Source organism: uncultured Litoreibacter sp., assembly GCF_947501785.1.
In the GTDB taxonomy this organism is placed as follows: domain Bacteria; phylum Pseudomonadota; class Alphaproteobacteria; order Rhodobacterales; family Rhodobacteraceae; genus Litoreibacter.
Genome location: NZ_CANMXB010000001.1, coordinates 1,898,489 through 1,924,015 on the forward strand (window position 1 = coordinate 1,898,489; position 25,527 = coordinate 1,924,015).

Sequence of the window (25,527 nt, forward strand, 5' to 3'; positions counted from 1 at the left end):
CTTGTCTTTCCTGCCGTGGCCTTAGCGGGGCGCCATGTAGAGGTCTTCGCGTTTCAAAATCTCGATATTCTCCGCCTCACGCGCCATTGCACGCTGAACGGCCGGACGGAGTTCCATCATTGCGTGATGACGTTGAATGTTCGGAAAGGCCTCGACATCAAAGCCAACTCCGGTGATGCGGCCCCAGACCCAAAAGAGATATCCATCCACCACGGACCAATGATCGCCATACCACCATGGCCCATCCTCAAGCCGTGCATTGATCATTTTCATGATCTTGCGCATCTCCTCGACGGCCTTTGGCCGCACGATTTCGAAGGACAGCGGAGCATCCGGGATCATTTTCATCGGCATCGCGATCCGCGTGACTACAGGGTGAACCGTCCCGGCAAAGAACGCCAGATCGGCTGTCTGCATTACCTTTTCCAAAGGATCTGAAACTTCTGGCAGCAGTTTGGCCTCCGGGAATTGTCCAGCAAGCCAACTGAGGATCGCAACATTTTCGGTCAGCGGCGCACCATCAATGAGCAGCGTCGGCACCTTGCCTTTTGGATTGACCTTGAGAAACTCAGCAGAGTTTTGCTGGTTTGCGGCTGTTCGGATTAGCGAGGTCTCAAAAGGCGCCCCAATCTCTTCCAAGGCGATTGTTGGCACCCGCGCACAGGTATTGGGGGCAACAAAAAGCTTCAACTCTGGCATTGCACGGCTTCCCGATCTGGCTACTAATGGCATCACAGCCAAAAAATCGATATTTTGGCCGCAAGGGAGATACTAAACAGGTCAGAGAGAACCTGTCACGGCCAAAAAATAGCATCATCTGGGAGGAATATTGATGTCACGTACGGTACTTGCAGCGCTCACAGCTGCGGCGTGTTTGGGAACTAGCGCGTTTGCACAAGGGATTCTGACGGCGGAGACCGCCGCACCAAACACAACGCCCGGTATATCGATCATTTCTTTGTCGGAAGCCGCCGCGAAAGCAGGAATCGCAGATATCCAGGTTTCCGCCGGCCAGACGCTGACAAACTCCGTTCAGAATGTTGCCGAAGGCAAGTCGGACATTGCGGCTGCCCCATTCATTCTCCCGTTCCTGATGTCGCGCGGCGTGGGTCCATATGCAGGTCTTGGCGCTGAGGCAGGTGGCGATTTGGCCAAAAATCTTGCCGTGCTGTACACATACCGTATCTCTGTGCAGGGCCTGTACGCCTATGACAGCGCCGGTATCAGCGGCTGGGACGGGCTTGAAGGGAAGACGATCTACAATGGCCCACCTCGGGGGGCTGCTCTGACCAATGCGCGTCTTTTGATAAAGACCGTCACGGGCCTTGAGGAAGGCAGCGGCTACTCCGGTGTGCAAGTGAACTGGGGTCAGGCGGTTAAGACCATTCAGGACGGCTCTGCCGACGCTTTTGTCCTGCCGCAAGCCTTCCCTGACAGCCGGGTAACGGCCGCTTTGGCTTCGGGCAACATGACCGTTTTTTCAATGCCAAAGGACAAGTTCGACAGCGAGGCTTTCGGGAAAGTAACCAACCTGCCCGGTACCGTCGCCTTCACAATGCCGGTGGCTGACATGGGTTACGGTGAAAATGTCACGGTCGTGTCTGAAGATGACACCTTTCGAGGCCCGGGCACCGTTGGTGGTGACATCGTGAATGTGGATATGGACTTTGACACGGCCAAAGCTCTCACAGCGGCGTTCATCGAAAGTATCGAAACCATCTATCATGCCAAATCGTCCTTCATGCCATCAGCCTGGCACGGGGAGACCGACATCGCATTGACAGATATGTGCGGCAACAATCCGATGAAGTATCATCCGGGCGCGGTCGCGGCCTGGGAAGACGCTGGATACACCCTTCCCGATTGCGCAAAATAAGCACCTGACATGCAGGCCAGAAGAGGTTCCCGTTCGCTCGCCTATATTTGGCATTCATAATGTCCGATACGGCGACTGATCAAAACGATCGCGGCGGAAGGGGGACCCGGCTGCTGTATGCTTTGTCGCTATTGTTGGTTGTCATTGGGCTTGCGAATTCAACACCAGGCATTCCAGGCTACGACGATCTAGCGGCCACCCTTTTGGGGCAAGACTGGGCGCGTCTGCGCAAGTTCCCGACCGAGTGGTTCTATCCACTGGTCTTCGCCCTGATGATGAGCGTGGTGGTGCTCAAACACTCCATCTGGCGCGATTGGCGAGACAGGTCCGCATCATTGCGCGCCTTTGGTTTCGCGCTTGATGTCGCACTGATTGTCATGGCGGCCACGATTTCTTTGACCTACCTCATCGAGATCGAATCCGTCTGCCTGATCGACCAATTGAACGGAGACCGGGCCCGCCTGATCGCTCAAAGCCTTGAGGCGGCAGCAGCGTTCAACGAAAGCCTCGGGCTTCCAGCTCCCAAGACCGTCGAAGACCCTCAATGCGTCAACACCACAGGAGGCTGGCTTGTGCTGATTGTCGGGCTCGCCGTCGTGGTTTTCCTTTCCTACAACATAAAGGTGTGGGGATTGCCTCTTGTTCTCGTTGCAATCCTCGTGGCGAGCTACACGATCCTCACCGTGTTGGTTTGGTATTTCTACGGTGCCGACGACATCAACAAATACCTCGTTACCAAACTCGCCGGTGAGCCGCGCATGCTTTCCGATGGCCGCCCTCGTGTTCACGATGTGCTGGTGAACAATTCTTCCGGATTTCTGGGCCGGTTCATGGATATCGTACTGAACACGATCTTTCCCTACCTGGTTCTTGGAGCCCTGTTCGGGAGCTCTGCCGGGGGGCGTTCTCTTATCAAATTGGCTTTCCGCTGGACGCGCAACCTGCGCGGCGGGCCTGCCCATGCTGCAATTGTGTCCTCGGCCATGTTTGGCACGATTTCCGGCGGGCCTATTGTGAATGTCTTGTCTACAGGAGTTTTGACCATCCCGATGATGGTGAAGCGCGGATTTTCGAAAGTATTCGCCGGAGGGGTCGAGGCGGCGGCATCTTCGGGCGGATCTATCATGCCACCGGTTATGGGAGTAGCAGCCTTCGTTTTGGCTTCGCTGACATCCGTCCCCTATTCCAGCGTGATCATTGCGGCCATTATTCCGGCACTTGCCTATTTCTTCTGCCTGTTCCTGTCGGCGGCCTTTCAATCCCGCAAGCAAAGCATCACGGCCATCGGCGAAATAACCGATGACATGATACTCGACCGCCAGGACTACCTAAACTTGTGCATGGTCTTCGGCCCAATCCTATTGATCCTGACCCTGCTTTTGATCCCTAAGGACGCGGTCGGCTGCGGCATGTTCGGCGCTATCTTGGGTGCTGAGCGTGACTTCGCCAACGGGGCATGTTCGGTTCAAAGCCTAAGCTGGGTGCTGCAAACCGTGCAGAACGCTTCGGGCTCTGCGGGTGCGGCAGGTTGGTGGGCCGTCATGTTTCTGTTGGTGCTTCTGTTTCTGGACCCGCAAATCCGCGCGACACCGAGCAAAATCATAGACGCGCTGTCGCAGGCCGGGGTGCTGATTTCGACGCTTTACCTGATGTTCCTCGCGGTCTCGATCATCGATTTTTGCCTGTCGTTCACAGGGTTGCCGGTCTTCTTGTCACTGGACGTGTTGTCCTGGCTCAACAGTCTAAATCTTGGCGGCGGTGGATCCTATGTCTCGCAATTCGCGGCACTCTTGCTGACGATGATCCTGGCTGTGCTTCTCGGCATGGGGATGCCGGCGGTCCCGGCCTATATCAACGCGGCGCTGCTCATGAGCCCCGTTCTTGCAGGATTGGGGCTTTCGCTGTTCACAGCGCATATGTTCATTTTCTACTTTGCCGTGGCCAGCGCCATAACACCGCCCGTAGCACTTGCAGCATTCGCTGCTGCCTCAATCACCAAGTCAGAACCGATGGCAACGGGCTTCTCTGCGGTAAAATCTGGGATCGTTATGTTCGTCGTGCCTTTCATCTTCGCCTTCTATCCCGAGCTTTTGCTCATTCAGGATGCTGTGATTGATCCGCAATCACCTACGGGAGCGTATCTTGCGGGCTACGACGGACGTGTCCATCTTGCCGCTTTGGCCGGTTTGCTGGGCAGGCTCGCTGTGGCGTTGTACCTGATTTCGTCCGCCTTGGCCGCGTTTGACCGCGCGCCCTTGGCATATTGGGAAATCGCCGTCCGGCTGGCATTGGCGGCCCTGCTGCTGGCCAAACCCGAGCTCATTTGGATTTCGGCATTGCTTGCCAGTTTGGCCTTGTTAGCGGTTCATGCGATGCGCAGCCAACATAAGGTCGTGTCTTAAACGCCGCTTGAAGGGCCGGGCATTGTTGCAAATGCGATCCACCGGGCTGCCCCGTTCAGTAGTTCCAAAGCGTGCCGTCCTCCAGGCGCACAACCGGATGGCTCCCCGGTTTGTAGCTGTACCGCTTGGCCTCGCCCTCATCAAAATCTATGCCCAGACCGGGCGCGTCGCTGACAAAAAACTGCCCCTCTTTCAGGAAGTGGTCTGAGGGGAACAACGCATCGCATTCCGGCGTTCCCAGCACCAAGTATTCCTGAATGCCGAAATTCGGTGCCCACGCATTCAAATGCGCTTGCGCGGCCATGGAAATCGGCGAGTGGCTCGGCGCGCCGTGAAAGCCGGTTCGGACATTGTGCAGCCCCGCGAGATCGACGATCCGCCGAGCATGGGTGATGCCTCCCGCATAGGTGACGGCAACCCGGATGAAATCGATCAGCTCTTCTTCAATCAATTTGTTACATTCCCAAACTGAATTGAACACTTCGCCAATCGCAATCGGGGTTGTCGAATGCTGCCGCAGGAGCCGCAAGGCGGCCTGATCCTCGGCTGGCGTCGGGTCTTCCAACCAAAAAAGTCTTACGGGTTCGACTTCTTTCGCGAATGCGGCAGCCTCACGCGGGGTCAGTCGATGGTGGACATCATGCAGAAGCTTCAGCTCCGGCCCAAACCTTTCGCGTATCTTTGACAGCGCCTCGGGCATGAACCGCAGATATCGATCAGTGTCCCAGATTTCAGTCTTTGGGATTATGCCGCTGAAATCGGTGATGAAGTCTCCCCCGGCGAATTTGCCTTCGGGTACGGCATAGCTTGCTGTCGGCATGCCAGGAATTCCGCATTGCAGGCGGACAGCCTTGTAGCCCTGTTCGACATAGGCAGCGACGCTGTCAAAGAGGCCCTCAAGATCCACGCCTGTTGCATGGGCGTAGACCAGAGCGCCGTCGCGACTTTTGCCGCCCAATAGGTCATAGACCGGCATCCCGGCCAGCTTGCCCTTGATATCCCAAAGCGCCATGTCGATGGCCCCGAAGGCCGCCATAGCAATCGGGCCCCGCCGAAAATAAGCGCCGCGATAGAAGAATTGCCAGATATCCTCGCTCCGTCGTGGGTCCATACCGATGAGGTTGGGGATCAGGTAGTCGTGCAAGTAGGCGGCCGGGAGCGTCTCACGATTGTTCAGCGTCGCATCGCCGAGGCCATAGACCCCTTGATCAGTCATGATTTTGAGGGTCACGTAGTTCTTGCCGGGCCCACCAACAAAGACTTTCGCATCGGTAATTTTCATTGCATTGACTCCATCACGTACGGTTTGGTTTTGCGGTTCTGGCAGGCGCGACATCCGCTCACTGACGCCGCCCAGAGGCAGTGACACAGGCCGAGGTCTCTGGGGTCGGGACAACAATATGTCATCCCGCCACATCCCTCAGCTTCCAGTCGCCCCGCCACACGCGACGGTGAAACGCCGGAAACTTGAGAACCTCTTCCCAAAGGAAGAGGGAGAGAACCCAAAACGCTGACAGATCGAAATACAGAACAAAAAGGACGGTTGCGGGAACGCGAAAGGCCCACTGGCTCCACACGAAAATATGCATCACATAGACGGTGTCGCCCGCCGCCCGCAGGGTGTTGCCGCAGATGGCATTGGTTGCGCGCGGAAATTGTATGACCATCAGGATGGGCAAAAAGCCAAACAGGATGGCCCGAGTTTCTGGCTCCAAATCGGGATAGATCCAGTCCAGCGAGACGCACATGATCAAGAACAATACCGCGACCAATGTCGCAGCGATAAACGCCCCGATCCAGGCTTTGGACAAGAACCGGTCCAGCACATCCCCAGCCGCGCGTTGCCCGAGCAGTTGTGCCACAAGAATGCCGGTGGCCTGGGTCCATTGCATCGAGACCTGTCCCGCAAGAAGGTTCCAGGGTGCGATCAGGGTCATCGCCGCGAACGCATTCAACGACATATTTGCGTAGATCAGCGAGCAGACATGGGTCGCCATCGTGGCACTCACGAACGTCGCGGCGATCGGGAGGGAGAACACCAGGTGCCGGCGGATCGTCGGCCCGAACGCCCCTTTTTGCCAACCGACAACCCTTCGCAATGCGCCATGCCTTTTCAACAAAAGATAGCTCCAAAGCCCCGCCTGTACCGTGATCGCAAGCGCGCTGCCAATCGCGGCTCCTGCGACGCCCATCGCGGGCAAACCCCAAAGCCCGTGGATCAAGCCAAGTGATGCCACAACGTTGACAGGCACCGACAGAAGATAGCCATAAAGCGGAAGTTTCGACTGGCCACAGCCATTGAAATAACTGGCGATGGACTGGCCGACGGCTTCCCCAAGAATGACAATGGAAAAGATCGTCAGATAAATTCGGGCCTGGCCTGCCACTTCCGGACTTGGAGCAAGCCGCGCCAATAGCGGCTCCGCCGCAATGTTGACAAGGATGACGCCCAAAACCCCGATGCTTGCGATGATCAGCAGCCCCGACGCCAGAACGGATTTCAGGAAAATCTGGTCGCCGCTGCCAAAGGCCTGCGCGGTCCGAATTTGCATCGCGTGAGAAAAGGCGAAGATAACGCCAAGAACCATGCCGCCCAATGCGGCTGCAAGCCCCATCGCCGCCAGGGCCCCTTCCCCCAAAGGCGAGACCAACAACCCATCAATAACAACAGTCCCGTGAAGAAAAAGCGCCTTCAGGGTCATAGGCCATGCAAGGGAAAAGACAGCCCTTGCACCAAGTTGATGGCCCGGTTGATCATTTGCAGGCTGAACCGCCGCGGGCATGGTCATGGCTGATCAGCCGAACGCGCGCACCCATTCAGGAACGCCATGATCCGACTAGGGACTCGTCTGTTCAAAGTAGTTTGCATTGGACGCTTTGATCCGCTCCAAGGTCTCATCCAGTCGAGACAAGTGGATCATCCCAGCTTCGACTGCGACGGTCGGATCACAGGTGATCACGGCTTCCGCCACAGCCCGATGGTCGGCAAGCAAAACAGGCAACCGCTGCTCTTTGTCATGCCCCAACATGCAAAGCCGGTCGATTTTCGCCTTTTCCTCGAGAATAACGTCGAAGGCGTAATCTGCTCTCGCGATCTGACAGAGGGTCTTGTGGAACTCGTAGTCGAGCCGTCCAAAAGCTTCATGATCGCTTTGAGCCACGGCAAGCTGTTGATCAGATAGTTGCTTCCTCAGTTGGTCGGCGCCTTCGGCATCGCAATAGGTGGCCGCCCGGATCAGAACTTCCTTCTCGATCGCTGCGCGAATGAAGCGCGCCTTCTCGATGGCGCGCGACGAAAACCGTCTGACCTCGGTGGCCCGCTGGGGCCTGATCAAAAGCAAATCCTGGTTCGCCAAACGGCTAAAGGCATCGCGAACGGGTTGACGTGATATGCCAAACTGCGCCGCTATTTCCGCCTCCGAGATGCGATCCCCGGGCTTCAGTTTCAGCGTCGCAATCTGTCTTTGCAAATAGTCAAAGACGTCGTCAACGCTGGTACGACGCTCACTGATAATTTTAGCTTCTGCCATTGCCTGCTCTCCCTGCGAGCGCATCCATCGCAGAAACTAATGCAGAAAAAACTAGTATGCCAGACTAGTTCGAAATATTTATTACTAGTATACCAGTTTCGTGAGTCGATTCGCTGTCGAAGGGCAACCGAGTCCGAAACGAGTGGGAGGGGCCATGACTGGCGTCAGTTTGGACAAGATCGTAAAGGCTTACGGTGCAGTTCAGGTCGTTCATGGAATAGACCTGCTTGTGGCGGAAAAGGAATTCGTTGTGCTGGTCGGCCCCTCTGGTTGCGGCAAGTCGACGACGCTTCGGATGATTGCAGGCCTTGAGGAGATCACGAGCGGCGAGCTTGCGATCCATGGCCGCCGCATGAACCGCATCGCTCCCAAAGACCGAGACGTGGCGATGGTGTTTCAGAACTACGCGCTTTATCCGCATCTGAATGTCGCAGACAACATGGCGTTCGGGCTCCGCATTCGGAAAATGCCGAAGGACCAGATCAAGACGACAATCACCGATGTAGCCGAGATCCTCGGACTTACGCCCTATCTCGACCGCCGCCCCGCTGATCTGTCGGGAGGTCAACGCCAGCGTGTCGCCATGGGCCGCGCCATCGTCCGCCACCCCAAGGTCTTTCTGTTTGACGAGCCGCTGTCTAACCTTGACGCCAAATTGCGCACACAGATGCGTGCCGAGATCAAGCGGTTGCACAACCGGCTCGGGGTGACGTCGATCTACGTGACCCATGACCAGGTCGAAGCAATGACGCTGGCCGACCGGATTGTTGTTATGAATGACGGCCGTATTGAACAAGTCGGCACGCCGATGGAGCTGTTCAACAACCCCGCCAACACCTTCGTTGCAGGGTTTCTTGGCTCGCCGCCCATGAACCAGATCAAGGGCACTTTGACCGAAACAGGTGCGCAGATCGGTAAGACTGAAATCAAACTAGACGGCGCTGTGGCAAGCCATGCAGGTCGTGACGTGATTGTGGGCATTCGGCCTGAACATGTCAGCCTGCGCTCGGGCAAGGAAACCTCGGCCTTGCCGATAGCGCTGGACCTTGTCGAACCGCTCGGGTCGGAGGCCCTGCTCCATGCCCGCTACGGCGAAGACGACATGGTTTTCAAGGCGGATACGAACGGCGACATCGCACATCTCTCCGGGGTTGAAGAGGTCCACGTTCCCGCACATTTGGTGAAAGTCTTCGACGCGGAGACCGGCCATGCTCTGAGCCTGAAGGACTAGAACGATGGCCGACGAAAACGTCAACGCCTCGGAGTTATCTGCACAAAAGAGCACCGTTCAATCGAGGGAGGCAGAGCGCCTCGCTCGGGACGGTACGTTTGTTCGGTTGTTCGATCACTTCCGACGGGAATGGCAAATTTACGCGATGCTGTTGCCGACGATCATCTGGTTCATCGTCTTTCTCTACAAGCCAATGTACGGGCTTCAGATCGCCTTCAAGGACTACTCGATTTTCCGCGGTGTCGCGGCCAGCCCTTGGGTGGGCTGGGAGCATTTCCAGACGCTCTTCTCGAACGATCAATTCATCCGGGCGGTCAAGAACACCGTCACAATCAGTTTCTACAACCTGCTGTTCGGCTTCCCGGCACCAATCATTTTGGCGCTGATGTTCAACGAAATCCTGCACGCGACCTACAAACGCACGGCCCAGACGATCGTCTACCTGCCGCACTTCATCTCATCGGTAATCATCGCGGGTATCGTGATTACCGCCTTCTCTCCGACTGTCGGTGTAATCAATACGGTCCTGGAATGGTTGGGGTTCGACTCCATCTACTTCCTGACCCAGCCTGAATGGTTCCGCCCGATCTTTGTTGGCACCGGGATCTGGCAAGAGGCGGGCTTTGGGTCCATCGTGTTTCTCGCAGCCATCGCTGGCGTGAACCCGTCGCTCTATGAAAGCGCGGTCGTGGATGGGGCAAACCGTTGGCAAATGATGTGGAAAATCACGATCCCATCTATCCTGCCGACGATCCTGATCATGTTGATCATCCGCATTGGCAACGTGATGGAAGTGTCCTTCGAGCTGGTGATCCTGCTCTACCAACCGGCCACTTATGAGACGGCAGATGTGGTCAACACCTGGGTCTATCGCCAGGGGCTTCAGTCCGGCCAGTACGACCTTGCCGCGGCCGCGGGTCTCTTTAACGCCGTGGTCGCCTTCGTCCTTGTGATGACCGCCAACACTCTGTCGCGTCGCTTCTCGCGCACGTCGCTCTGGTAGGAGGTCAGGTACATGGTGAATTGGAACCTCTATTCAAACGGCGACAAGATCTTCGCCATCGTGGTGGCCGTCCTGATCGGAATGTTCACAGCAGCCACGCTTTACCCGTTCATTTATATCGCGGCGGTATCCTTTAGTTCTGGCTTTGCCGCGCAAGCGGGCAAGGTGGTGCTGACACCCATTGATGCCACGCTCGAAGCCTACGGGTACATCATCACCGATCCCAAGTTCTGGATGAGCTACCGCAACACCTTCATCTACACCATTGGCGGCACGATCATGTCGCTCGCGTTCATTATCCCCGGTGCCTATGCCCTGTCACGGCGGCAACTGAAAGGGCGCCGGTTCTTTAACCTCTTCATCGCCTTCACAATGTGGTTCAACGCTGGGTTGATCCCATTCTACCTGAACATGCGCGACCTGAGCCTGCTCGACAGCATGTTCGGCATCATCCTCGCCTTCGCGGTCAATGCCTTCAATATCATCTTGTTGCGCAACTTCTTCGAGGCGATCCCGCAAAGCTTCGAGGAAGCCGCCAGGATGGATGGAGCGAACGATTTTCAGGTGCTTTGGCGGGTTTTTGTGCCCCTTTCCAAACCTGCCATCGCCACGATTACGCTGTTCTGCATCGTGTCACGCTGGAATGGCTTCTTTTGGGCGATGGTTCTGCTGCAAAGCGAAGAGAAAATTCCGCTTCAGGTTTTCCTGAGGCACACAATTGCGAAGCTCAGCGATGACGATGAATTCGCGATTGTTCAAACCGACGCGGCCTTCAGCGCAGAGACGGTGACGGCGGCAATTATCGTCTGTTCGATCATACCCGTGCTGATCGTTTACCCGTTTATCCAAAAGTACTTTGAGAAAGGCATCCTTCTTGGGGGTGTCAAAGAATGAAAACGCAAATGGGAGGAAATCAAATGCGTAAACTGAGCCTAGCGGCCACCTTGCTGGCCGGGAGTGTACTGACGACACCCGTCCTGGCGGACGGCCATCTGCAAATCGTTGATGAACCGCTGGAATTGTCGATTCAGATGAACCACCGCGCCTACCCGGTCTATGAAGAAGACTGGCCGGTTGAACAGAAATCGCGTGAGCTAACGAACATTCACCTCAAGGATGTCACCGTTGGCGCAAATATGACAACCGACTCCGAGAACACCGGGCGGACAGAGGCCCTGAACCTGATGCTCGCGAGCGGGAACGTTCCAGATATCGTCGGGTCGAGCCGGATCAAAGACTTCGTAAATCAATTTGGTCCAGAGGGTGCATTTGTACCGCTAAATGATCTGATCGCAGAACACGCGCCAAACATTGCGGCCTACTACGCCACGCGGCCCGATATCGAGGCTGCGGTAAAGGCTGCCGATGGCCAGATGTATTACATCCCGTATCTTCCGGATGGGAAGTATGGTCGGGCCTATTGGATCCGCACCGATTGGCTGAACAAGCTCGGACTTGAGATGCCGGAGACGGTGGATGAATACGAAGCCGTATTGCGGGCATTCAAGACCCAAGACCCCAACGGCAATGGCGAGGCGGACGAAGTTCCGTTATTCTTCCGCCAGTGGCCTGAGCTGATCCGCATGGTCACCTTGTGGGACGGCCGGGCGCATGGTTCGGACACCTATCACGACTTCCTCGTCGAAGACGGCAAGATCGGTCATGGCTATGTCGGAGAGGGCTATCGCGAGGGCATCAAAAACCTGGCACGATGGTATGGCGAGGGCCTGATTGATGCCGAAGTCTTCACCCGTGGCTCGTCCGCGCGTGACTTCCTGCTGTCGGAAAATCTTGGGGGGTCAACCCATGATTGGTTCGCCTCAACCTCGGGTTACAATCGTCTGTCTTCCGAGATCGACGGCTTTGAGCTCAAGGCGTTCTTGCCGCCCGCCTCACCTTCCGGCCGCCGGATCGAGGAACACCGTCGTATTCTTGTGAAGCCGGATGGTTGGGCGATTGGCCACACCAACGAGCACACAGTCGAGACCATCAAGTATTTCGACTTCTGGTTCACAGAGGAAGGTCGTCGCCTCGCCAACTTTGGCGTCGAAGGCATGCATTACGACATGATCGACGGCAAGCCGATCTTCAAGCAGGAGTTCCTCGATGCGGGTCCGGTGAACCGGTCGCTTTATCAGGTTGGTGCTCAGCTTCAGGGACGGGGCTACTTCCAAGATTACAACTATGAAATCCAGTGGTCCAACGAGTTCGCTCTTGAAGGCATCGCGCTCTACGACACGGGCGACTACCTGATCCCTGATTTTCTGGGCGTTGCGTTCAATGCCGACGAGCAGAAGATCTATGACAAGACCTGGGGCACGATCCGTGACTACATGCTAGAGCGGCAGCAAAGCTGGATCCTTGGCAACGGCGACGTCGAAGCCGATTGGGACGCCTACATCGCCCAGATCGACTCGATGGGCTGGGATGAACTCTTGGGCGTGATGCAATCCGCCTATGATCGCCAATATGGCGGCTAATGTAACTCGCTGTGGGGGGCGGCACATCCTGTCGCCCCCCGCTTTTCCCAAATTCACTTCTAGTTGCGGATGACTGCTTCAATGTCGGCAAACACGCCCCTTGCTCTCGATGAACCCAGTGCGGGTCGGTTGACCATCCAATATGGCCCAACCCCCGAAACGGAAATTGTCGAAAATCCGCCCCGTTTCACTTGGATACCAGTGCTCGACGACGACGCGCGCTACGTTCTGCGCGTCTCGAGCGATCCAAAATTCCCGAAGGCCAAAACTCTGGTCTTCGACGACATTCCGCATAATTTTCTCACACCGGATGTGGCATTGGCGCCGGGTGAGTATCACTGGTCCTACGCCACCTGGGACAGCGCAAGCGACGCGCCAACCAGCGATTGGAGCTCTACCCGGAGTTTCACACTTGGCGCTGATCTGCCGGAAACGCCGTTGCCGCCACGCAAAACGCGATTGGCCGATGTAGCGACCGACCACCCCCGCCTTTGGATGACCTCCGGCCGTTTGGACGATTTCAAAAAGACCGTCACATCAGACCCGGACCACTGCACATGGTCTGATTTTTACAATAAATCCGTACTGCCCTGGATGGACCGGGATGTGATGACGGAGCCTGCAGGCTACCCCAATCACCAGCGCACCGCCCCCGTCTGGCGGCAGACCTACATTGACCTGCAAGAGGTCTGGTATGCGATCCGGCATCTTGCAATAGGTGGTAAGGTAACCGGCGATGCCAAGATGACCGCGCGCGCGAAGGAGTGGCTCATGGAGGCCGCCAGTTGGGACCCGAAAGGCGTCACCTCGCGTGCCTACACCGATGAATGGGCCTACAGGGTCTGCAACGCGTTGGCGTGGGGGTATGACTGGCTCTACGATGATCTGAGCGACGTGGAACGCAAGCAGGTGCGCGCCGCGCTCATGGAGCGGACACGCGAAATCGCCGAGCACGCGATCCTGAACGCCAAGATCCACCTCTTTCCTTATGACAGCCACGCGGTGCGCTCGGTCTCTTCCTGCATCATTCCCGCCTGCATCGCGCTTTTGCAGGACGATGAGACAGGCCAGGCCGAAGAGTGGCTGAACTACTCGATCGAGTTCCTATATACCGTCTACTCGCCTTGGGGCGACGCGCAGGGCGGATGGGCCGAGGGGCCGCATTACTGGATGACGGGCATCTCTTATCTGCTGGACGCCGCCAATTGGCTGAAATCATACACCGGGCTCAACATCTATGACCGCCCGTTCTTTCAGAACACCGCCGACTTCCCCCTGTTCACAAAGGCCCCCAACACCAGGCGCGCCACATTCGGTGACGACAGCACCATGGGTGACCTGAGCTGCATCAAGATCGGGATGAACCTGCGCCAATTCGGGGGGGTGACCGGCAATGGCGCCTATCAGTGGTATTGCGATGAAAACCACCGTCTGAACCCCGGCACCGAAGGCGACTTTTACAATTGGGGATGGTGGGACACGCGGTTTGATGAACTTGCCTTCCGCACCGACTGGCCAACCGTCGAGGCCACCGACCCGCCAGGCGGTTTGCGTCACTTCAAGGGTGTCGGTTGGGTTGGCGTCCAGCACGCGATGGCGGACCCCGACAACCATATCCAATTTGTCTTCAAGTCCTCGCCCTATGGCTCGATCAGTCACAGCCATGGGGATCAAAACGCATTTTGCCTCGCCGCCTATGGAGAAGATCTGGCGATCCAGTCGGGCTACTACGTGGCGTTCAACTCGTCCATGCACCGCAATTGGCGCCGTCAGACGCGGTCCAAGAACGCGATCCTGATCAACGGCAAAGGCCAGTACGCGGAAAAGGACAAGGCCAAGGCGCTTGGCGCAACCGGACGCATTGTGGCCGCCGAGGAGCGCGAAGATCACGTCTACATCTGCGGCGACGCGACGGCGGCCTATCAGAGCCTTTCGCCCGAGGTCACCCTGGCCGAGCGCGAAATCTATTTCGTTCGCAACTCCTACTTCGTGATCGTCGACAAGGTCGATGCGACGGAGCCTGTGACGGTTGAATGGCTCCTGCATGCCAACAAGCCCTACGAGCTTGGCAAGTCATCTTTCCGGAACACACAACAGCAATCCGGATTTTATGGGCAAGTTGTCTGGTCGGAAAGCGGCAAACCAACGATCACCCAAAAGACTGAGTTTCCCGATGTGGACCCGGTCGACTACGAAGGCCTGCCCGTCAGCACCTTCTTGACCGCCCAATACCCAGCCAACACCCGACACCGAATTGCGACCCTGCTGGTGCCCTATCGCCTTGATGCGCCCAAACGGATTTTCAGTTTCATGGATGATCAGGGCTATGACGCTGATCTCTACTTTACCGACCCCGACGAGAACACGTTCAAGGTCGTGATGAAGAAACTCGCCAACACCTGAGAGACCCGGAGACAGATATGAGCGTTCAGAACTACTTTCCCAGCGAACACAGCGAGTTGGAGCCCGTGGCCGAGGGTTTGTCGCGCAAAATGGGTGCTTACAACGACAATCTGATGGTGGTCGAGGTGCATTTCGAAGCCGGAACAACCGCGCCCCTGCATCACCACCGCCACGAGCAGATCACATACGTGATGTCCGGCAAGTTCGAGTTCACCGTGGGCGACAAGACCTATGTGGTGAACAAGGGAGACTCGCTTTACAAACAACCCAATATCGAACACGGCGCCACCTGCCTTGAGTCCGGCACGCTGCTCGACGTTTTTACCCCCCATCGCGAAGATTTTGTCTGATCAGGCAGTCTGAAAGCACCTCCAGGGAGGGCATATTATGACGAAACCTATCATCGGATTCATCGGGCTTGGCCTTATGGGCGCCAACATGGTTGAAAACCTGCAGACCAGGGGGTTCGAGCTGGTCGTCTATGGGCGCAACCAAAAGGCCGTCGCGGATGTTATTGACCGCGGCAATGCCCGAGTGGTCGGAACGCCGCGCGAGGTGGCCGAGGCCAGCGATATCGTGATGCTTTGTGTGACGACTTCTGACGTGGTCGAGTCCCTGATTTACGGCGATGACGGCATCCTGACGGGTATCAAGGACGGCGCGGTGGTGATTGATTTCGGCACCTCCATCCCCGCTTCGACCCGGAAAATCGGGGCGGACCTTGCTGCAAAGGGTGCCGGGATGATTGACGCGCCCCTTGGTCGCTCGCCAGTCCATGCGCGGGACGGCCTCCTCAATATCATGGCCGCAGGCGACAAGGCGACCTTCGACAAGGTCAAGCCCGTACTCGATCAGCAGGGCGAAAATGTCTTCTACCTGGGCACCCTCGGAGCGGGGCATACAACCAAACTGATCAACAATTTCATGAGCATGACGACCGCCTGCGTCATGTCCCAAGCCTTCGCCATGGCAGACCGCACCGGTATCGATCGAGGCTTGCTCTACGACATCATGTCAGCCGGTCCCTCGAATTCCCCGATGATGGCCTTTTGCAAGAACTACGCCGTGGACGGGGTCAGCGATCTGGGATTTTCGATCAACAACGCCAACAAAGACTTGTCCTATTTCCTGAAGCTGGCCGAGGACATGGGCACCCGGGCCATAATTGCAGAGGGCACGTCAAACAACCTGCAGGCGGCAGCGAATGCAGGGCTTGGGGATGGGAATGTGCCCGAAATCTTCAACTATTTCATGACCCTCGAACGCTAGGTCATCAAACGCTCTAATAACAGAATGGACGGGGAACAACGATGAAACTTGCAGGAAAAACGGCCATTGTAACCGGTGGCGGACGCGACATAGGCGCGGCGATCGCCAAGACGCTTGCCCGCGAAGGGGCCTCGGTCGCCATCAGCTATTTTGAAAGCTCAACGGGCGCCGACGCGGTCGTGGCCGAAATCAAAGGCGCCGGTGGAAATGCCCTCGCAATTCAAGCGGATTTGAACACGCAAGAGGGGGTCGATGCGCTCGTTGAGGCGGCAACTCAGGCATATGGCGGCGTCGATGTGCTGGTGAACAACGCCGGGGGGCTGGTTGCGCGAAAGACAATCGCCGAGATGGATCTGGCGCATTGGAACCAAGTCATGACCTTGAACCTGACGTCGACCTTCATGATGACCAAGGCCTGTCTGGCCCACATGACCAGCGGCGCCATCGTCAACATCGCGTCTCAGGCTGGGCGCGACGGCGGCGGGCCTGGCGCTGTGCCCTACGCCACGTCGAAAGGCGCGGTCATGACGATGACGCGCGGGCTTGCGAAGGAACTTGGGCCGGACATACGCGTCAATGCGCTTTGCCCAGGCATGATTGACACTGATTTCCACAACATCCACACCCCGGATGCCGGCCGCCGGGGGTTCGAGGCCAACGCCCCCCTAAAGCGGCAGGGCCACGTGGATGATGCCGCCAACCTCGCCCTCTTTCTCGCCTGCGACGACAGTGCATTCATGACCGGCACAAATATCGACATCAATGGCGGGATGCTGTTTTCATAGGAGCCGATCAGAGGTTTTGAAAATTTTCACGAAGTATTGGCGTCAGACAGGATCTGACGCTATTCCCAACTCCCACAGTCCTTGGGTGAGACCGTCCGACTATGCCGCAACCAGGTGCGTATTGCGCATCCGCTGCGAACGTCCGCAATACGCCCGGATGAGGAAGGGCTAGGGGACGTCGTCCCTACGCGCCCGCAATACAACCGGAACAGGTCGGACCCTCGGCTACACTTGTGGGCCGCACCAACCCGGTCGACCTGAATTGCACTTGCAACCCCCCATTGGGATCCAATCAGCGACAGATACAGCATCTCGCAATTTGGGTTTGAAGCCGGCGCAAGTCGTTTTCTGTTGGGTTCAGATGTAGTTCTTGGCGTCTTAAGGTCTGCTTTGCGGACCAAGCGGTCTTCGCCCCAACAAACATGAACTGCCGCTTCAGACGCTTCCAGCCTTTTCGATGACTAGTGCGCGAACCGGCCCTTCAGGATGAGCGACATGCTCGTCGCCGTCTTCAGCATGAAAAATGTCACCCGGAAGCAAACGCAAAACTTCTTCTCTGCCATCTTGGCGAACGTGCATTTCAACTTCACCATCAAGGACAACAAACACCTCGGGGCCGTCGTTCACGTGCCACTTGTAGGGTGCATCAGTCCAGTGGAGCCGCACGGTAGCATCATTGATCCGCTCAATGTCCAAGGCGTCCCATGCGCTTTTCCCCGTAAACTCCTTTGCGGTAATCTTCTGCATTGTACAGTCTCCATCTGTCTTTTGATCAGTCGATTGACTATTAGGACAATAGAGTTCGAGAGATTTGTTGGACACTTGCGGACCGACGTGAATGGCTTGCGTTTCGAGGAAATCTGAATTGGATCACACGGATAGACGAATACTGGCGGTTCTCGAAGGCAACGCTAGAACGAGCGTTGCTGAGATAGGGCGTCGGATAGGTTTGTCTCGAACGGCTGTTCAAGATCGGCTGTCGAAGCTGGAGGCCAGTGGCGTAATCAGTGGATATCGCGTTCAGGTGGCGGAAGCACGCGATGACATGATTCGAGCTGTTCTTTTCGTAAAAATTTCCGCCCGGCCCTGTGATCCGGCTCTGAACTGGATGGCATCTCTTGAAGGTGTGCTGGAGGTGATTTCCCTGTCTGGCGAGTTGGATGCCCTAGTCAGGTGCACAGTACCAAACGTAGCGGCGTTAACGGCTCTAAATGACAAGGTCGGGGCGAACGATCTCATAGCCAACTCAAAATCGAGCGTTGTATTGAAAGTGTCTAATAGCAGACCTTAGCTGCAAGGTAGAATTTCGGCAGTTTGTGGGCTCATCTCCGCCAATAGATCGGTCGCAGCGTATCCCCCGGATCAGCGGCACCGCCCGGATGGGCACGGCCCTTACCTGCCCTTTACCAATAGGCCAAGATGCTGCGGTGCGGCCCTTCGAATCTGCCGTTCGCTGCGGGCGCGAAATCGGCAGACAGCCGATTTCACACACCGCAAGACAAAACCGCTGCCCGCAATTTTGAGTGCAGTTCAGTTCTGCGTCTCCGGCCAGTCAGGCCCATCGGAGGGCTGCTCCTCCGGTATGTCGTAGCTCCGAGAACAAGTGACGACGACATGCGCTGGTATTGGTTCGCCAAGGATCAATGAACTGTCGCGAATTTGCGCCTCGAAGGAATAGCCTAGCTCCTCCTGAAAAACCGGCCCATTTGGAAAGATATGCCAATCTTCACCGCCAACGGATACTCGACTTCCGCGTATATCTGTAATGTTCCCATCCTCATTGCGAACAAGATTGATCGAAAGAAAGGAAACATAGGCACCTTCGGTGTCGTATAGTCCAAAGCCGGAATAGCGGCACTCACCAGCTACCTCAATGATTTCAATGCCGAGTGTCAGAACAGCGCGACCGGGATTTGTCGCAGGGTCCTTCCCATAAGCATGGTGCGCCGAAGTGATGGCGGCATAGACTGCTATAGCTACTGAAAGCGGGCGCATCCGAAGCCTCAAAGTTCAAAGGGGTAAGACCAAATTAAGGTAAGCGCCAAGCCCCGTTCGTGTCAAAACTCTAGGGTATGGGGCCATTCATTCGGTCGGGGATGGCCTTAAGCTACGGCTTCGAACCCGGCATTGAGATAGGTGCGGGTTTCCATGTCATTGAACCCAAATATCTCGATGAGCACGGCAATGCACGGCTACGTCTGTGCGAAAGGCATATCCATTTTCTTTCGAATCCCTAAGCACCCATCACCGATCTATGCTAGGTGTTTACAAAAGGAGGAAATCTGCGATGCGGCTTAGAGCTCTTATCTCAGCATCAACGATTGCGCTTTGCGCACAGCCGACCCTCGCGGCCATCGTAGGGGAATGTGAAGGCAGCCTGGTCAGTCATATCCTTCAAAATGTGGACGACAGTGCCTATGAGAAGTTTGCAAATGGGGCAATCCGGGTTGCAGACCTTCACGTGGATGCAAACCTGGCCAGCAACGTCGTCGTCGTAGTTTGGCACCCTCGCCTAAGCGACTTGCAAGGCGCCGGGTACTACCAGGCCTGCTCAGTGGTCTATAGTTCAAAAACGGAGTCGCCGTATTTCGGGCAGGTAAAGTTGAGAAACGCCGAGGTGGATTACGATCCAATTGATGGTCTGAAACTGTCAATCTCAACTCAGTATCACTTTTGGAACCGTGACAGTGAGGACGGTGCTTTGGTTCTCACAATAAATCAAAAAGCCGGCTATGTGGAAGCGGTAGAAAAATGACCTGGAAGACGACGATCCGAGACGCGTGATCGAAAACTGGAGGAACTTAGGATGAAATGGACAACGCGATGTTTACTCTCTTTTGTGGGCGTGACCATAGCAATCAGTTCACAGGCATCCGCGGAAATCTGGTCCATTCACACACGATCGAACAACATCCATTGTACATTGGGTGATCAGCCCGGGAAGACCGAAATGTGGTGTGTCTTGTTTCGCATATCGGGCCCACCGGCGCTGCCCAAACCCGACGATTGCAGCGCCACGTGGGGCCACGGTTACTTTATCTCTGATCGCGGATCGGTTGAAATGACTTGTATGGAAAAGCCGACCAACGATGGTTGGAGAGGAACATCCAAATTCGAAAAGAACAAGCCGACAGAGTTGGGCGGGGTCACATGCACAGCAACGCGCAGCAAACTGAGCTGCATGAACCTTGATGGTCACGGCTTCAGTTTGTCGCGCAGATCGCAATCCGTGTTCTAGGTGAAGAAATGCTCCGAATATCGGTACGAAATGCTTGGACAGTACACCGATGACCATCTTGGCCCTCCACGAGTTCACTGAACTTCAGAGGACCCCAAATAATGATCCGTTCTTCCAGTTGTACATTTTTCCTACTTTCTGCTGGCGCATTGGCTGCGCAAGATCTCTCCCATATGCGACTTCCCGACGAATTCAGGGCCACAGCCAATGCAGTCAACGGTCAACGCGTGCTGGCGAAAAACTATCTGGAGCGGGGTGACAGCAAAGCCGTTGCTATCAATCGTGACGGATCCTATGACTTTGCCTTGGGCGCGCAAAACGACGGCTTAGCCAAGCAAGTTGCATTCGAGACGTGCTAAAAGCAAGCTAGAGCCGAGGGAAGTTGCTTCCTTCATGCATCTGGGATTAGCGTCATATTTAGTGAAAATACAGACATCTTTCCGGATCAATAGCGACCATGCGGCCAGAACCGGCTCTGTTGATTGCGAAGGTACCGGAGGTGGCCGCGATGAAACTGGAGAACCAAAATGCCCCGATTTGGAAACTGCATTGCAACGTTGTCTTTCGCACTAGTCTCGGCGTCTGCCCAGGTCCAGGCGCAAGGCACTTGCCCTGGGACGACACCTGCGCCGGATAACTGCCTTATTGGCAACTGGATCGGGACAAACTCGATGCTCGACCGGATGCAGGACCTAATAGCCTCCATGCCAAGCAGTGTTGCCGAGAATGTACCAGTGCCAACCTTGCCGGCCTCTCTCGGGATCACGATCCAAGCTGATGGTTGGTACAGCACTCTGCCGCTGCATCAGAGTGTTGCCTACGAAAGCATCATCGACGACACGAGCCACCTGGTCGAATTGGACTTGTCAGTTGCAACTCACACAGGTCGGATTTGGACTGAGGGCTCCCAAATGTTGTTTTGCACCGATCCATCCTCCGGAAACCTTCATGTTGAGGCAACGGGGACCGATGGCACGCGGACCGCAGATGTGCCTCTCATAGACGGCCCGCCGCCATGGTTCGCGCCTGACATCAACTACAGTTGCTCCGGCACCAACTTGTCATTTACAGTTTTCCTGCCGGATCCAATCGGAGATATCCAATATTGGCTTTCGAGAGTTCCGGCAGACAGGTTTGCCGAGGAATTTCGGCGCACACTTCCCGGGGAGTGAATTGCGCAAGTCTCACCAGCCAACTACGGCGATTGCCCTCTGATCCGTCTCAAAAGCGTACAATCATTTGTAGCGCAAGCATCAGACACTTTGGGCTACAAACAACATTCGTGCGTTTCTCAGCGAGAAGATCGGGATTCTCAGGCCTTTGTGGCGCAACGACCCAATGCTGCCGTCCGCCAGACCAAGTAGATGCTGCGATTATCGCACGCGTTGCTGACATCCGCCTCAACCGCAAAGTCAAGTCATTGGCATTCTCAATCGAACGGCTCTTTGCGCTATCTTGGCCTCTTAGTAAAAGCCACGATCGCAGCTCCCACAGTTTACTTCGCTGCACCAATTCCCGCACGGCGACCAAACACGGCGCCTGACGTCAGCCCTGAGCCGCCGGGATAGCCGTTGTAGAAGACGCCGCCGACAAGCTCACCACACGCAAATAGCCCGGGGATTGGGATGCCCCCGCTCGACATTACTGCGCCATCCCCGCCGACCTTCAACCCCCCATAGGTGAACGTAATTCCTCCTGTCACTGGGTAAGCACGGAAGGGAGGGCTATCCAGCTTTTGCGCCCAATTGCTTTTTGCAAGGGCAAGACCATCCGTGCCTTTCCCGTCCAAAACAGTCGGATCAAATGGGATGTCAGATCGAACAGCTTTGTTAAATTCGTCCAGCGTTTGCGCCGCAGCCTCTTGGTCCACCCCCTCAAGCTTGGCGATCAACGCGGGCAACGTATCCGCCTCCACGAAGTGAGCGTCTTGGAACGTATATTCGTCATAGAGCAAATCAAAAACCTTCGCGTCGAATATCTGCCACGCGAAGTGCTCCGGCTGGTCCATGATCGCCGCCCCGAACTGCGCGTAGGTGTAATTTCGGAAGTTGATACCCTCATCCACAAACCGCTCACCCTTGGCGTTCACCATCACTCCGAGGAAGTAGCAGATTTTGCGGTACTTCTTGCGTTCACCGGCGGGCAAATCCAGATTTCCGAAATCCTTCATATGCAGGTCCATCGGCGTCGCGTGACATCCAGAAAAAAGACCGTATTCCTGCGCGCCCAGAGCCTGAGCCATGACCAGCCCGTCGCCGGTGTTATGCGGCGTGCCACGCACCTTGGCCTTGTCCCAATTAGGTCCGATATGCTTCTTACGGAGACTGTCGCTGGCCTCGAAACCGCCACAGGCGAGGATCACGGCGTCAGTTTCTAGCGTCTCACCAAGGCTGGTCTTTACACCCTTCACGGTGCCGTTTTGGTGAAGTAGCCCGGTCACCGCGCATCTATATCTGATCTCTCCACCCAGCCGGTTGAATGCCGCAAGCTCTTGGTCGAACAGCCCAACGCCCTCATCGTCCGAGGCCAGCGTCAGCCCACCCCAAAACACATGGCGGCCGTCTTTTTCGAAACTCTGGCGGGAATAGATCGGTTGAAATTTCACATCATGCGACGCCAGCCACTTCACTGTGTCATAGCTTTCCGAGACGAGCGTCTCCTGCTCCTCGCTCAGTGGACGACCGTCGTTGAAGCCCAGCAGATCGGCGCCGAATTTCTCTTGGGTGTAACTGCCAAAGTCGGTCTGAGGCAGCCTCGGGTCATCCGGGTCTTTCAGCAGCGGCATCAGCTCGTCACCAGAATTGTAGGCAAAGCGCATGGCTCCTGCAGTATACTTAGTGTTGCCGCCCGACATCGCCTCGTCGGCTTTCTCAAGCATCAAGACGGACGCCCCCTGCTCCAGCGCGGCGATCCCCGCGCTCAAAGCCGCGTTGCCTGATCCGGCAATTATGACGCGCTTCATGTTGGTTTCTTTCTTATGTCCGGGTTGATCATGTGTATCGGCGCGCCTTCGGCAAACGCGTTAACCTGATCGAAGATGTCGGAGAATTGCAGGTCGAACTCGTCTTCAGTGACGTAGCCGATATGTGGCGTGGGCAGGACATTCGGGTGGGTCAACAGCGGGTGCGATGTGTCCGTCAGAGGTTCTTGCTCGAACACATCGACAGCCGCGAAAATCCGGTTCCGTGCGATCTCCGCCTCCAGCGCGCCTTCCACGACCAGCCCCGACCGCGACGTGTTCACAAACAAAGCGCGGGACGGCATGGCGGCCAAATCATCCGCGGTGATGCAGCCACGCGTCGCGGGTTTCAAACGCACATGCACACTGACAATATCTGACGTTTCAAAGAACGCCTGACGAGAGGGGGCAACGGTTTCGCCATCGGCCTCGGCCCGTGCCCTGCCCTCGTCCGACGACCACCATTGCACCTGCATCCCTATCGCCTTGGCATATGCCGCAACCGCCTTGGCAATCCGGCCATAGCCGTACAGCCCTAACGTCCTGCCGCGCAAAGTACGACCTACGCCCGCCTGCCAATCCCCATTGCGGATGGATGCAACCTGTTCAGGGATTTGACGATAGCTCGCGAAGATCAGCGCCAAGGTGTGTTCGGCGGCGGCATAGGATGGCGTATCGGAATGCATGTTCGAGCACAGAAGCACCCCGTGATCTGAGCACGCCGCAACATCAATATGCGGGTATACGCTGCGTTGGGAGATCATTTTCAGATTGGGCAATTGGGAGAGCAGATCAACCCCTATCTTCGTCCGTTCACGGAACAGAACCAGCGCCTCGGCATTTACTACCCGTTTGGCTAATAAGGCCGGATCCGGTTCATGGTCCGTCCAGACGGTGACCTCATGGGCCGCCAGCTTCTCAAAGCATGGCAGCCCGCGCAGGGTGTCGAACCAATCATCCAGAATATGGACTTTCATCTACTCTCGATCCCGGCGGTCGGCACCGGCGTGCGGGGCGTCGGGACGAACACTGCCTCTTCAAGCGAGCGCAGCGCGCCGGAGATCCTCTGCCGCTCGGCCAGCAAGCTGTTGAACTGGACGTCACAGCCGGCAATCGGCGCGGGGTAGCTGGTGATTTCACGCTGTATCAACCGCTGCGCCATCGTCAGCTCGGCCCGCGCAGCAACCATGCGGTCTTCAAAACTATCGGTCATTGGCATCTCCTCACTCAATTGTATACCGTAGTATACCATTTTCCCATGAAGTCAATTTCCATGCCATACGTCGGCGGGAACGAAGACCTCCCCTGCCGCAATTTTCCGTGCCGTGCGCACCAGCCCAGCGGAGCGCACCTCAAACCCCGACGTCGTGTTAGCGAAGTCAACAACCACATCGATGGTCCCCGATGCATGTTCCAGCACCAGATGCGCGGGCGTCTCGTTCGGGATCGCCACATCCGCCACTGTGCCAGGCGTTAGAACGCAGGAGGCCAAACATTGCGCCCCGGTGACGGCCATCGTAGGGTGGCATTTCCACGGCATGAAATACCGCACCGCCACAGTACCGCCCAGCGTCGGAGGGGCAACCAGTCCGAATTTGGGCGTGACGGATTTGGACACGTCCCCAATCCCCATCATCACTCCGGCCTTAAGCCGGACAGCCTCCATTCGCGCGAAAAAATCGCGGTTGTCGTCCAGCTCCGCCGCCGTCTCATAGCCCGTCAGCCCGAAGCTTGCCGCCGTAGCAATCACCATCGGCATCGCGACATCCATGCAGGTGACCTCGATCCCGTCGATCACATCGACCAGATTGCCTGTTGGAAGAAACGCCCCCGTGACACCGCCCACCGTTTCCATGAATTGCAATGCCACCGGCGCGGAGGTGCCGGGCACGCCATCTATCGCCGCCTCGCCTGCATAGCTGACCACCCCGCCCGGCGTCTGCACAATTGCGGCCACCTTGGCCCCAGTGTTGACCGCGCGGATGTTGACCGGTGTTTCGCCATCCTGGGCCTCGATGAGCCCCATTTCGATGGCTGCGGGTCCGACACCCGATAGGATATTGCCACAGGTGGGTTTGAAATCGACCAAGCGGTCCTCCACGCTGACCTGCGCGAAGAAATAGTCAATGTCGGCCCATGGGTCTTCGGATTTGGACAGCATCGCGACCTTGGTGGTCACCGCCGCCCCGCCGCCTATGCCGTCGATATTGAGCGGGTGTCCGGAGCCAATGATCGTCAGCAGCACCTCCGCAAGGGTGTCAAGGTCCCCGGGCAAGTCCGCACGGTTCAGATACGGGCCCCGCGAGGTGCCGCCGCGCATGAAGAGATATGGAATTGCGGTTTGAGACATC

At 56.6% G+C, this 25,527-nt stretch carries 25 protein-coding genes; 15 read left to right on the forward strand and 10 right to left on the reverse strand.

The genetic code is table 11. From position 1 onward, the window contains the following. Positions 1–21 precede the first annotated feature (21 nt). Positions 22–699: a glutathione S-transferase family protein gene (locus tag Q0899_RS09485; protein WP_299192458.1), complete on the reverse strand. Its 678-nt coding sequence runs from the start codon at positions 697–699 to the stop codon at positions 22–24. A gap of 133 nt (positions 700–832) precedes the next feature. Here Q0899_RS09485 and Q0899_RS09490 point away from each other — a divergent pair, with 133 nt between their 5' ends. Next, positions 833–1,876 carry a TAXI family TRAP transporter solute-binding subunit gene (locus Q0899_RS09490; protein ID WP_298355639.1) on the forward strand — a complete coding sequence of 348 codons (1,044 nt, stop codon included), beginning with the start codon at positions 833–835 and terminating at the stop codon, positions 1,874–1,876. 59 nt (positions 1,877–1,935) lie between these two features. After that, entirely contained in the window at positions 1,936–4,278 is a 2,343-nt protein-coding gene (locus Q0899_RS09495; RefSeq protein WP_298355636.1) for a TRAP transporter fused permease subunit, read from the forward strand. Positions 4,279–4,333: 55 nt separating this feature from the next. Here Q0899_RS09495 and manD read toward each other — a convergent pair whose 3' ends face one another. The 3 genes from manD to Q0899_RS09510 all read right to left on the reverse strand — a co-directional run bounded on the left by manD (position 4,334) and on the right by Q0899_RS09510 (position 7,808). Next, positions 4,334–5,560 carry a D-mannonate dehydratase ManD gene (gene manD / locus Q0899_RS09500; RefSeq protein ID WP_298355633.1) on the reverse strand — a complete coding sequence of 409 codons (1,227 nt, stop codon included), beginning with the start codon at positions 5,558–5,560 and terminating at the stop codon, positions 4,334–4,336. Positions 5,561–5,681: 121 nt separating this feature from the next. Continuing rightward, on the reverse strand, positions 5,682–6,980 hold the full coding sequence (locus Q0899_RS09505) for an MATE family efflux transporter (protein ID WP_299192461.1): 1,299 nt from the start codon (positions 6,978–6,980) through the stop codon (positions 5,682–5,684). A gap of 135 nt (positions 6,981–7,115) precedes the next feature. Continuing rightward, positions 7,116–7,808 (reverse strand): GntR family transcriptional regulator, encoded by a 693-nt coding sequence (locus Q0899_RS09510; protein ID WP_298355627.1) that lies wholly within the window; start codon positions 7,806–7,808, stop codon positions 7,116–7,118. A gap of 154 nt (positions 7,809–7,962) precedes the next feature. Here Q0899_RS09510 and ugpC point away from each other — a divergent pair, with 154 nt between their 5' ends. The 8 genes from ugpC (at position 7,963) to Q0899_RS09550 (ending at position 16,979) form a co-directional block, all read left to right on the forward strand. Then, positions 7,963–9,039: a sn-glycerol-3-phosphate ABC transporter ATP-binding protein UgpC gene (gene ugpC / locus Q0899_RS09515; protein WP_298355624.1), complete on the forward strand. Its 1,077-nt coding sequence runs from the start codon at positions 7,963–7,965 to the stop codon at positions 9,037–9,039. A gap of 4 nt (positions 9,040–9,043) precedes the next feature. Next, on the forward strand, positions 9,044–10,042 hold the full coding sequence (locus tag Q0899_RS09520; RefSeq protein ID WP_298299272.1) for a sugar ABC transporter permease: 999 nt from the start codon (positions 9,044–9,046) through the stop codon (positions 10,040–10,042). Between the two features lie 12 nt (positions 10,043–10,054). Continuing rightward, the gene (locus tag Q0899_RS09525) at positions 10,055–10,936 is read left to right on the forward strand and encodes a carbohydrate ABC transporter permease (protein WP_298299269.1); all 882 of its coding nucleotides are present in this window, start codon (positions 10,055–10,057) and stop codon (positions 10,934–10,936) included. A gap of 23 nt (positions 10,937–10,959) precedes the next feature. After that, a complete protein-coding gene (locus tag Q0899_RS09530) occupies positions 10,960–12,522 on the forward strand; it encodes an extracellular solute-binding protein (protein WP_298355621.1) in 1,563 nt (520 codons plus the stop codon). Positions 12,523–12,603: 81 nt separating this feature from the next. Continuing rightward, positions 12,604–14,925: a DUF4962 domain-containing protein gene (locus Q0899_RS09535; protein ID WP_299192464.1), complete on the forward strand. Its 2,322-nt coding sequence runs from the start codon at positions 12,604–12,606 to the stop codon at positions 14,923–14,925. A gap of 17 nt (positions 14,926–14,942) precedes the next feature. Further along, on the forward strand, positions 14,943–15,275 hold the full coding sequence (locus Q0899_RS09540; RefSeq protein ID WP_298355615.1) for a cupin domain-containing protein: 333 nt from the start codon (positions 14,943–14,945) through the stop codon (positions 15,273–15,275). Positions 15,276–15,312: 37 nt separating this feature from the next. Then, positions 15,313–16,194: an NAD(P)-dependent oxidoreductase gene (locus Q0899_RS09545; protein ID WP_299192467.1), complete on the forward strand. Its 882-nt coding sequence runs from the start codon at positions 15,313–15,315 to the stop codon at positions 16,192–16,194. 41 nt (positions 16,195–16,235) lie between these two features. Next, positions 16,236–16,979, forward strand: coding sequence for a glucose 1-dehydrogenase (locus Q0899_RS09550; RefSeq protein WP_299192469.1), 744 nt, complete (start codon positions 16,236–16,238; stop codon positions 16,977–16,979). A 435-nt stretch (positions 16,980–17,414) separates the two neighbouring features. Here the strand turns inward: Q0899_RS09550 and Q0899_RS09555 are convergent, their stop codons facing one another. Beyond that, positions 17,415–17,726, reverse strand: coding sequence for a cupin domain-containing protein (locus Q0899_RS09555; protein ID WP_299192471.1), 312 nt, complete (start codon positions 17,724–17,726; stop codon positions 17,415–17,417). A gap of 91 nt (positions 17,727–17,817) precedes the next feature. Between Q0899_RS09555 and Q0899_RS09560 the strand changes: the two genes are divergently transcribed. Further along, positions 17,818–18,270, forward strand: a complete 453-nt coding sequence (locus Q0899_RS09560; RefSeq protein WP_299192473.1) for an Lrp/AsnC family transcriptional regulator — start codon at positions 17,818–17,820, stop codon at positions 18,268–18,270. A 239-nt stretch (positions 18,271–18,509) separates the two neighbouring features. Here the strand turns inward: Q0899_RS09560 and Q0899_RS09565 are convergent, their stop codons facing one another. Further along, on the reverse strand, positions 18,510–18,974 hold the full coding sequence (locus tag Q0899_RS09565; protein WP_299192475.1) for a hypothetical protein: 465 nt from the start codon (positions 18,972–18,974) through the stop codon (positions 18,510–18,512). 292 nt (positions 18,975–19,266) lie between these two features. On the opposite strand from Q0899_RS09565, the gene Q0899_RS09570 reads away from it, so the two are divergent. The 4 genes from Q0899_RS09570 (at position 19,267) to Q0899_RS09580 (ending at position 21,389) form a co-directional block, all read left to right on the forward strand. Further along, positions 19,267–19,734, forward strand: coding sequence for a hypothetical protein (locus tag Q0899_RS09570; protein WP_298299241.1), 468 nt, complete (start codon positions 19,267–19,269; stop codon positions 19,732–19,734). Positions 19,735–19,785: 51 nt separating this feature from the next. After that, positions 19,786–20,217: a DUF6636 domain-containing protein gene (locus Q0899_RS19400; RefSeq protein ID WP_366941535.1), complete on the forward strand. Its 432-nt coding sequence runs from the start codon at positions 19,786–19,788 to the stop codon at positions 20,215–20,217. 101 nt (positions 20,218–20,318) lie between these two features. Beyond that, positions 20,319–20,576 carry a hypothetical protein gene (locus Q0899_RS09575; protein WP_298299238.1) on the forward strand — a complete coding sequence of 86 codons (258 nt, stop codon included), beginning with the start codon at positions 20,319–20,321 and terminating at the stop codon, positions 20,574–20,576. Between the two features lie 312 nt (positions 20,577–20,888). Continuing rightward, positions 20,889–21,389, forward strand: a complete 501-nt coding sequence (locus tag Q0899_RS09580; protein WP_298299235.1) for a hypothetical protein — start codon at positions 20,889–20,891, stop codon at positions 21,387–21,389. Between the two features lie 323 nt (positions 21,390–21,712). Here Q0899_RS09580 and tcuA read toward each other — a convergent pair whose 3' ends face one another. From tcuA to Q0899_RS09600, 4 genes are read right to left on the reverse strand one after another with little or no spacing between them, the layout of a single operon-like run. Next, positions 21,713–23,179, reverse strand: a complete 1,467-nt coding sequence (gene tcuA / locus Q0899_RS09585) for an FAD-dependent tricarballylate dehydrogenase TcuA (RefSeq protein ID WP_299192478.1) — start codon at positions 23,177–23,179, stop codon at positions 21,713–21,715. Next, positions 23,176–24,153 (reverse strand): D-2-hydroxyacid dehydrogenase family protein, encoded by a 978-nt coding sequence (locus tag Q0899_RS09590; RefSeq protein WP_299192480.1) that lies wholly within the window; start codon positions 24,151–24,153, stop codon positions 23,176–23,178. Before Q0899_RS09590 ends, tcuA begins: the two co-directional genes overlap by 4 nt. Continuing rightward, positions 24,150–24,389, reverse strand: coding sequence for a hypothetical protein (locus Q0899_RS09595; RefSeq protein ID WP_299192482.1), 240 nt, complete (start codon positions 24,387–24,389; stop codon positions 24,150–24,152). The genes Q0899_RS09590 and Q0899_RS09595 overlap by 4 nt, the downstream gene beginning before the upstream one ends. 51 nt (positions 24,390–24,440) lie before the next feature. Continuing rightward, complete coding sequence (locus Q0899_RS09600) at positions 24,441–25,526, reverse strand: 4-oxalomesaconate tautomerase (RefSeq protein WP_299192484.1); 1,086 nt, start codon at positions 25,524–25,526, stop codon at positions 24,441–24,443. Position 25,527: the final 1 nt, after the last annotated feature.

What these genes read in the sequence shown, in the direction of transcription:
- Q0899_RS09575 (WP_298299238.1), top strand. Translation starts at nt 20,319, where the DNA reads ATGATCCGTTCTTCCAGTTGTACATTTTTCCTACTTTCTGCTGGCGCA.
- Q0899_RS09545 (WP_299192467.1), top strand. Translation starts at nt 15,313, where the DNA reads ATGACGAAACCTATCATCGGATTCATCGGGCTTGGCCTTATGGGCGCC.
- Q0899_RS09510 (WP_298355627.1), bottom strand. Translation starts at nt 7,808, where the DNA reads ATGGCAGAAGCTAAAATTATCAGTGAGCGTCGTACCAGCGTTGACGAC.
- Q0899_RS09555 (WP_299192471.1), bottom strand. Translation starts at nt 17,726, where the DNA reads ATGCAGAAGATTACCGCAAAGGAGTTTACGGGGAAAAGCGCATGGGAC.
- Q0899_RS09580 (WP_298299235.1), top strand. Translation starts at nt 20,889, where the DNA reads ATGCTCGACCGGATGCAGGACCTAATAGCCTCCATGCCAAGCAGTGTT.
- Q0899_RS09495 (WP_298355636.1), top strand. Translation starts at nt 1,936, where the DNA reads ATGTCCGATACGGCGACTGATCAAAACGATCGCGGCGGAAGGGGGACC.
- Q0899_RS09535 (WP_299192464.1), top strand. Translation starts at nt 12,604, where the DNA reads ATGTCGGCAAACACGCCCCTTGCTCTCGATGAACCCAGTGCGGGTCGG.
- Q0899_RS09570 (WP_298299241.1), top strand. Translation starts at nt 19,267, where the DNA reads ATGCGGCTTAGAGCTCTTATCTCAGCATCAACGATTGCGCTTTGCGCA.
- Q0899_RS09595 (WP_299192482.1), bottom strand. Translation starts at nt 24,389, where the DNA reads ATGACCGATAGTTTTGAAGACCGCATGGTTGCTGCGCGGGCCGAGCTG.
- Q0899_RS09520 (WP_298299272.1), top strand. Translation starts at nt 9,044, where the DNA reads ATGGCCGACGAAAACGTCAACGCCTCGGAGTTATCTGCACAAAAGAGC.
- Q0899_RS09590 (WP_299192480.1), bottom strand. Translation starts at nt 24,153, where the DNA reads ATGAAAGTCCATATTCTGGATGATTGGTTCGACACCCTGCGCGGGCTG.
- manD (WP_298355633.1), bottom strand. Translation starts at nt 5,560, where the DNA reads ATGAAAATTACCGATGCGAAAGTCTTTGTTGGTGGGCCCGGCAAGAAC.
- Q0899_RS09565 (WP_299192475.1), bottom strand. Translation starts at nt 18,974, where the DNA reads ATGCGCCCGCTTTCAGTAGCTATAGCAGTCTATGCCGCCATCACTTCG.
- Q0899_RS09600 (WP_299192484.1), bottom strand. Translation starts at nt 25,526, where the DNA reads ATGTCTCAAACCGCAATTCCATATCTCTTCATGCGCGGCGGCACCTCG.
- ugpC (WP_298355624.1), top strand. Translation starts at nt 7,963, where the DNA reads ATGACTGGCGTCAGTTTGGACAAGATCGTAAAGGCTTACGGTGCAGTT.
- Q0899_RS19400 (WP_366941535.1), top strand. Translation starts at nt 19,786, where the DNA reads ATGAAATGGACAACGCGATGTTTACTCTCTTTTGTGGGCGTGACCATA.
- Q0899_RS09540 (WP_298355615.1), top strand. Translation starts at nt 14,943, where the DNA reads ATGAGCGTTCAGAACTACTTTCCCAGCGAACACAGCGAGTTGGAGCCC.
- Q0899_RS09560 (WP_299192473.1), top strand. Translation starts at nt 17,818, where the DNA reads ATGGCTTGCGTTTCGAGGAAATCTGAATTGGATCACACGGATAGACGA.
- tcuA (WP_299192478.1), bottom strand. Translation starts at nt 23,179, where the DNA reads ATGAAGCGCGTCATAATTGCCGGATCAGGCAACGCGGCTTTGAGCGCG.
- Q0899_RS09550 (WP_299192469.1), top strand. Translation starts at nt 16,236, where the DNA reads ATGAAACTTGCAGGAAAAACGGCCATTGTAACCGGTGGCGGACGCGAC.
- Q0899_RS09525 (WP_298299269.1), top strand. Translation starts at nt 10,055, where the DNA reads ATGGTGAATTGGAACCTCTATTCAAACGGCGACAAGATCTTCGCCATC.
- Q0899_RS09530 (WP_298355621.1), top strand. Translation starts at nt 10,960, where the DNA reads ATGCGTAAACTGAGCCTAGCGGCCACCTTGCTGGCCGGGAGTGTACTG.
- Q0899_RS09485 (WP_299192458.1), bottom strand. Translation starts at nt 699, where the DNA reads ATGCCAGAGTTGAAGCTTTTTGTTGCCCCCAATACCTGTGCGCGGGTG.
- Q0899_RS09505 (WP_299192461.1), bottom strand. Translation starts at nt 6,980, where the DNA reads ATGACCCTGAAGGCGCTTTTTCTTCACGGGACTGTTGTTATTGATGGG.
- Q0899_RS09490 (WP_298355639.1), top strand. Translation starts at nt 833, where the DNA reads ATGTCACGTACGGTACTTGCAGCGCTCACAGCTGCGGCGTGTTTGGGA.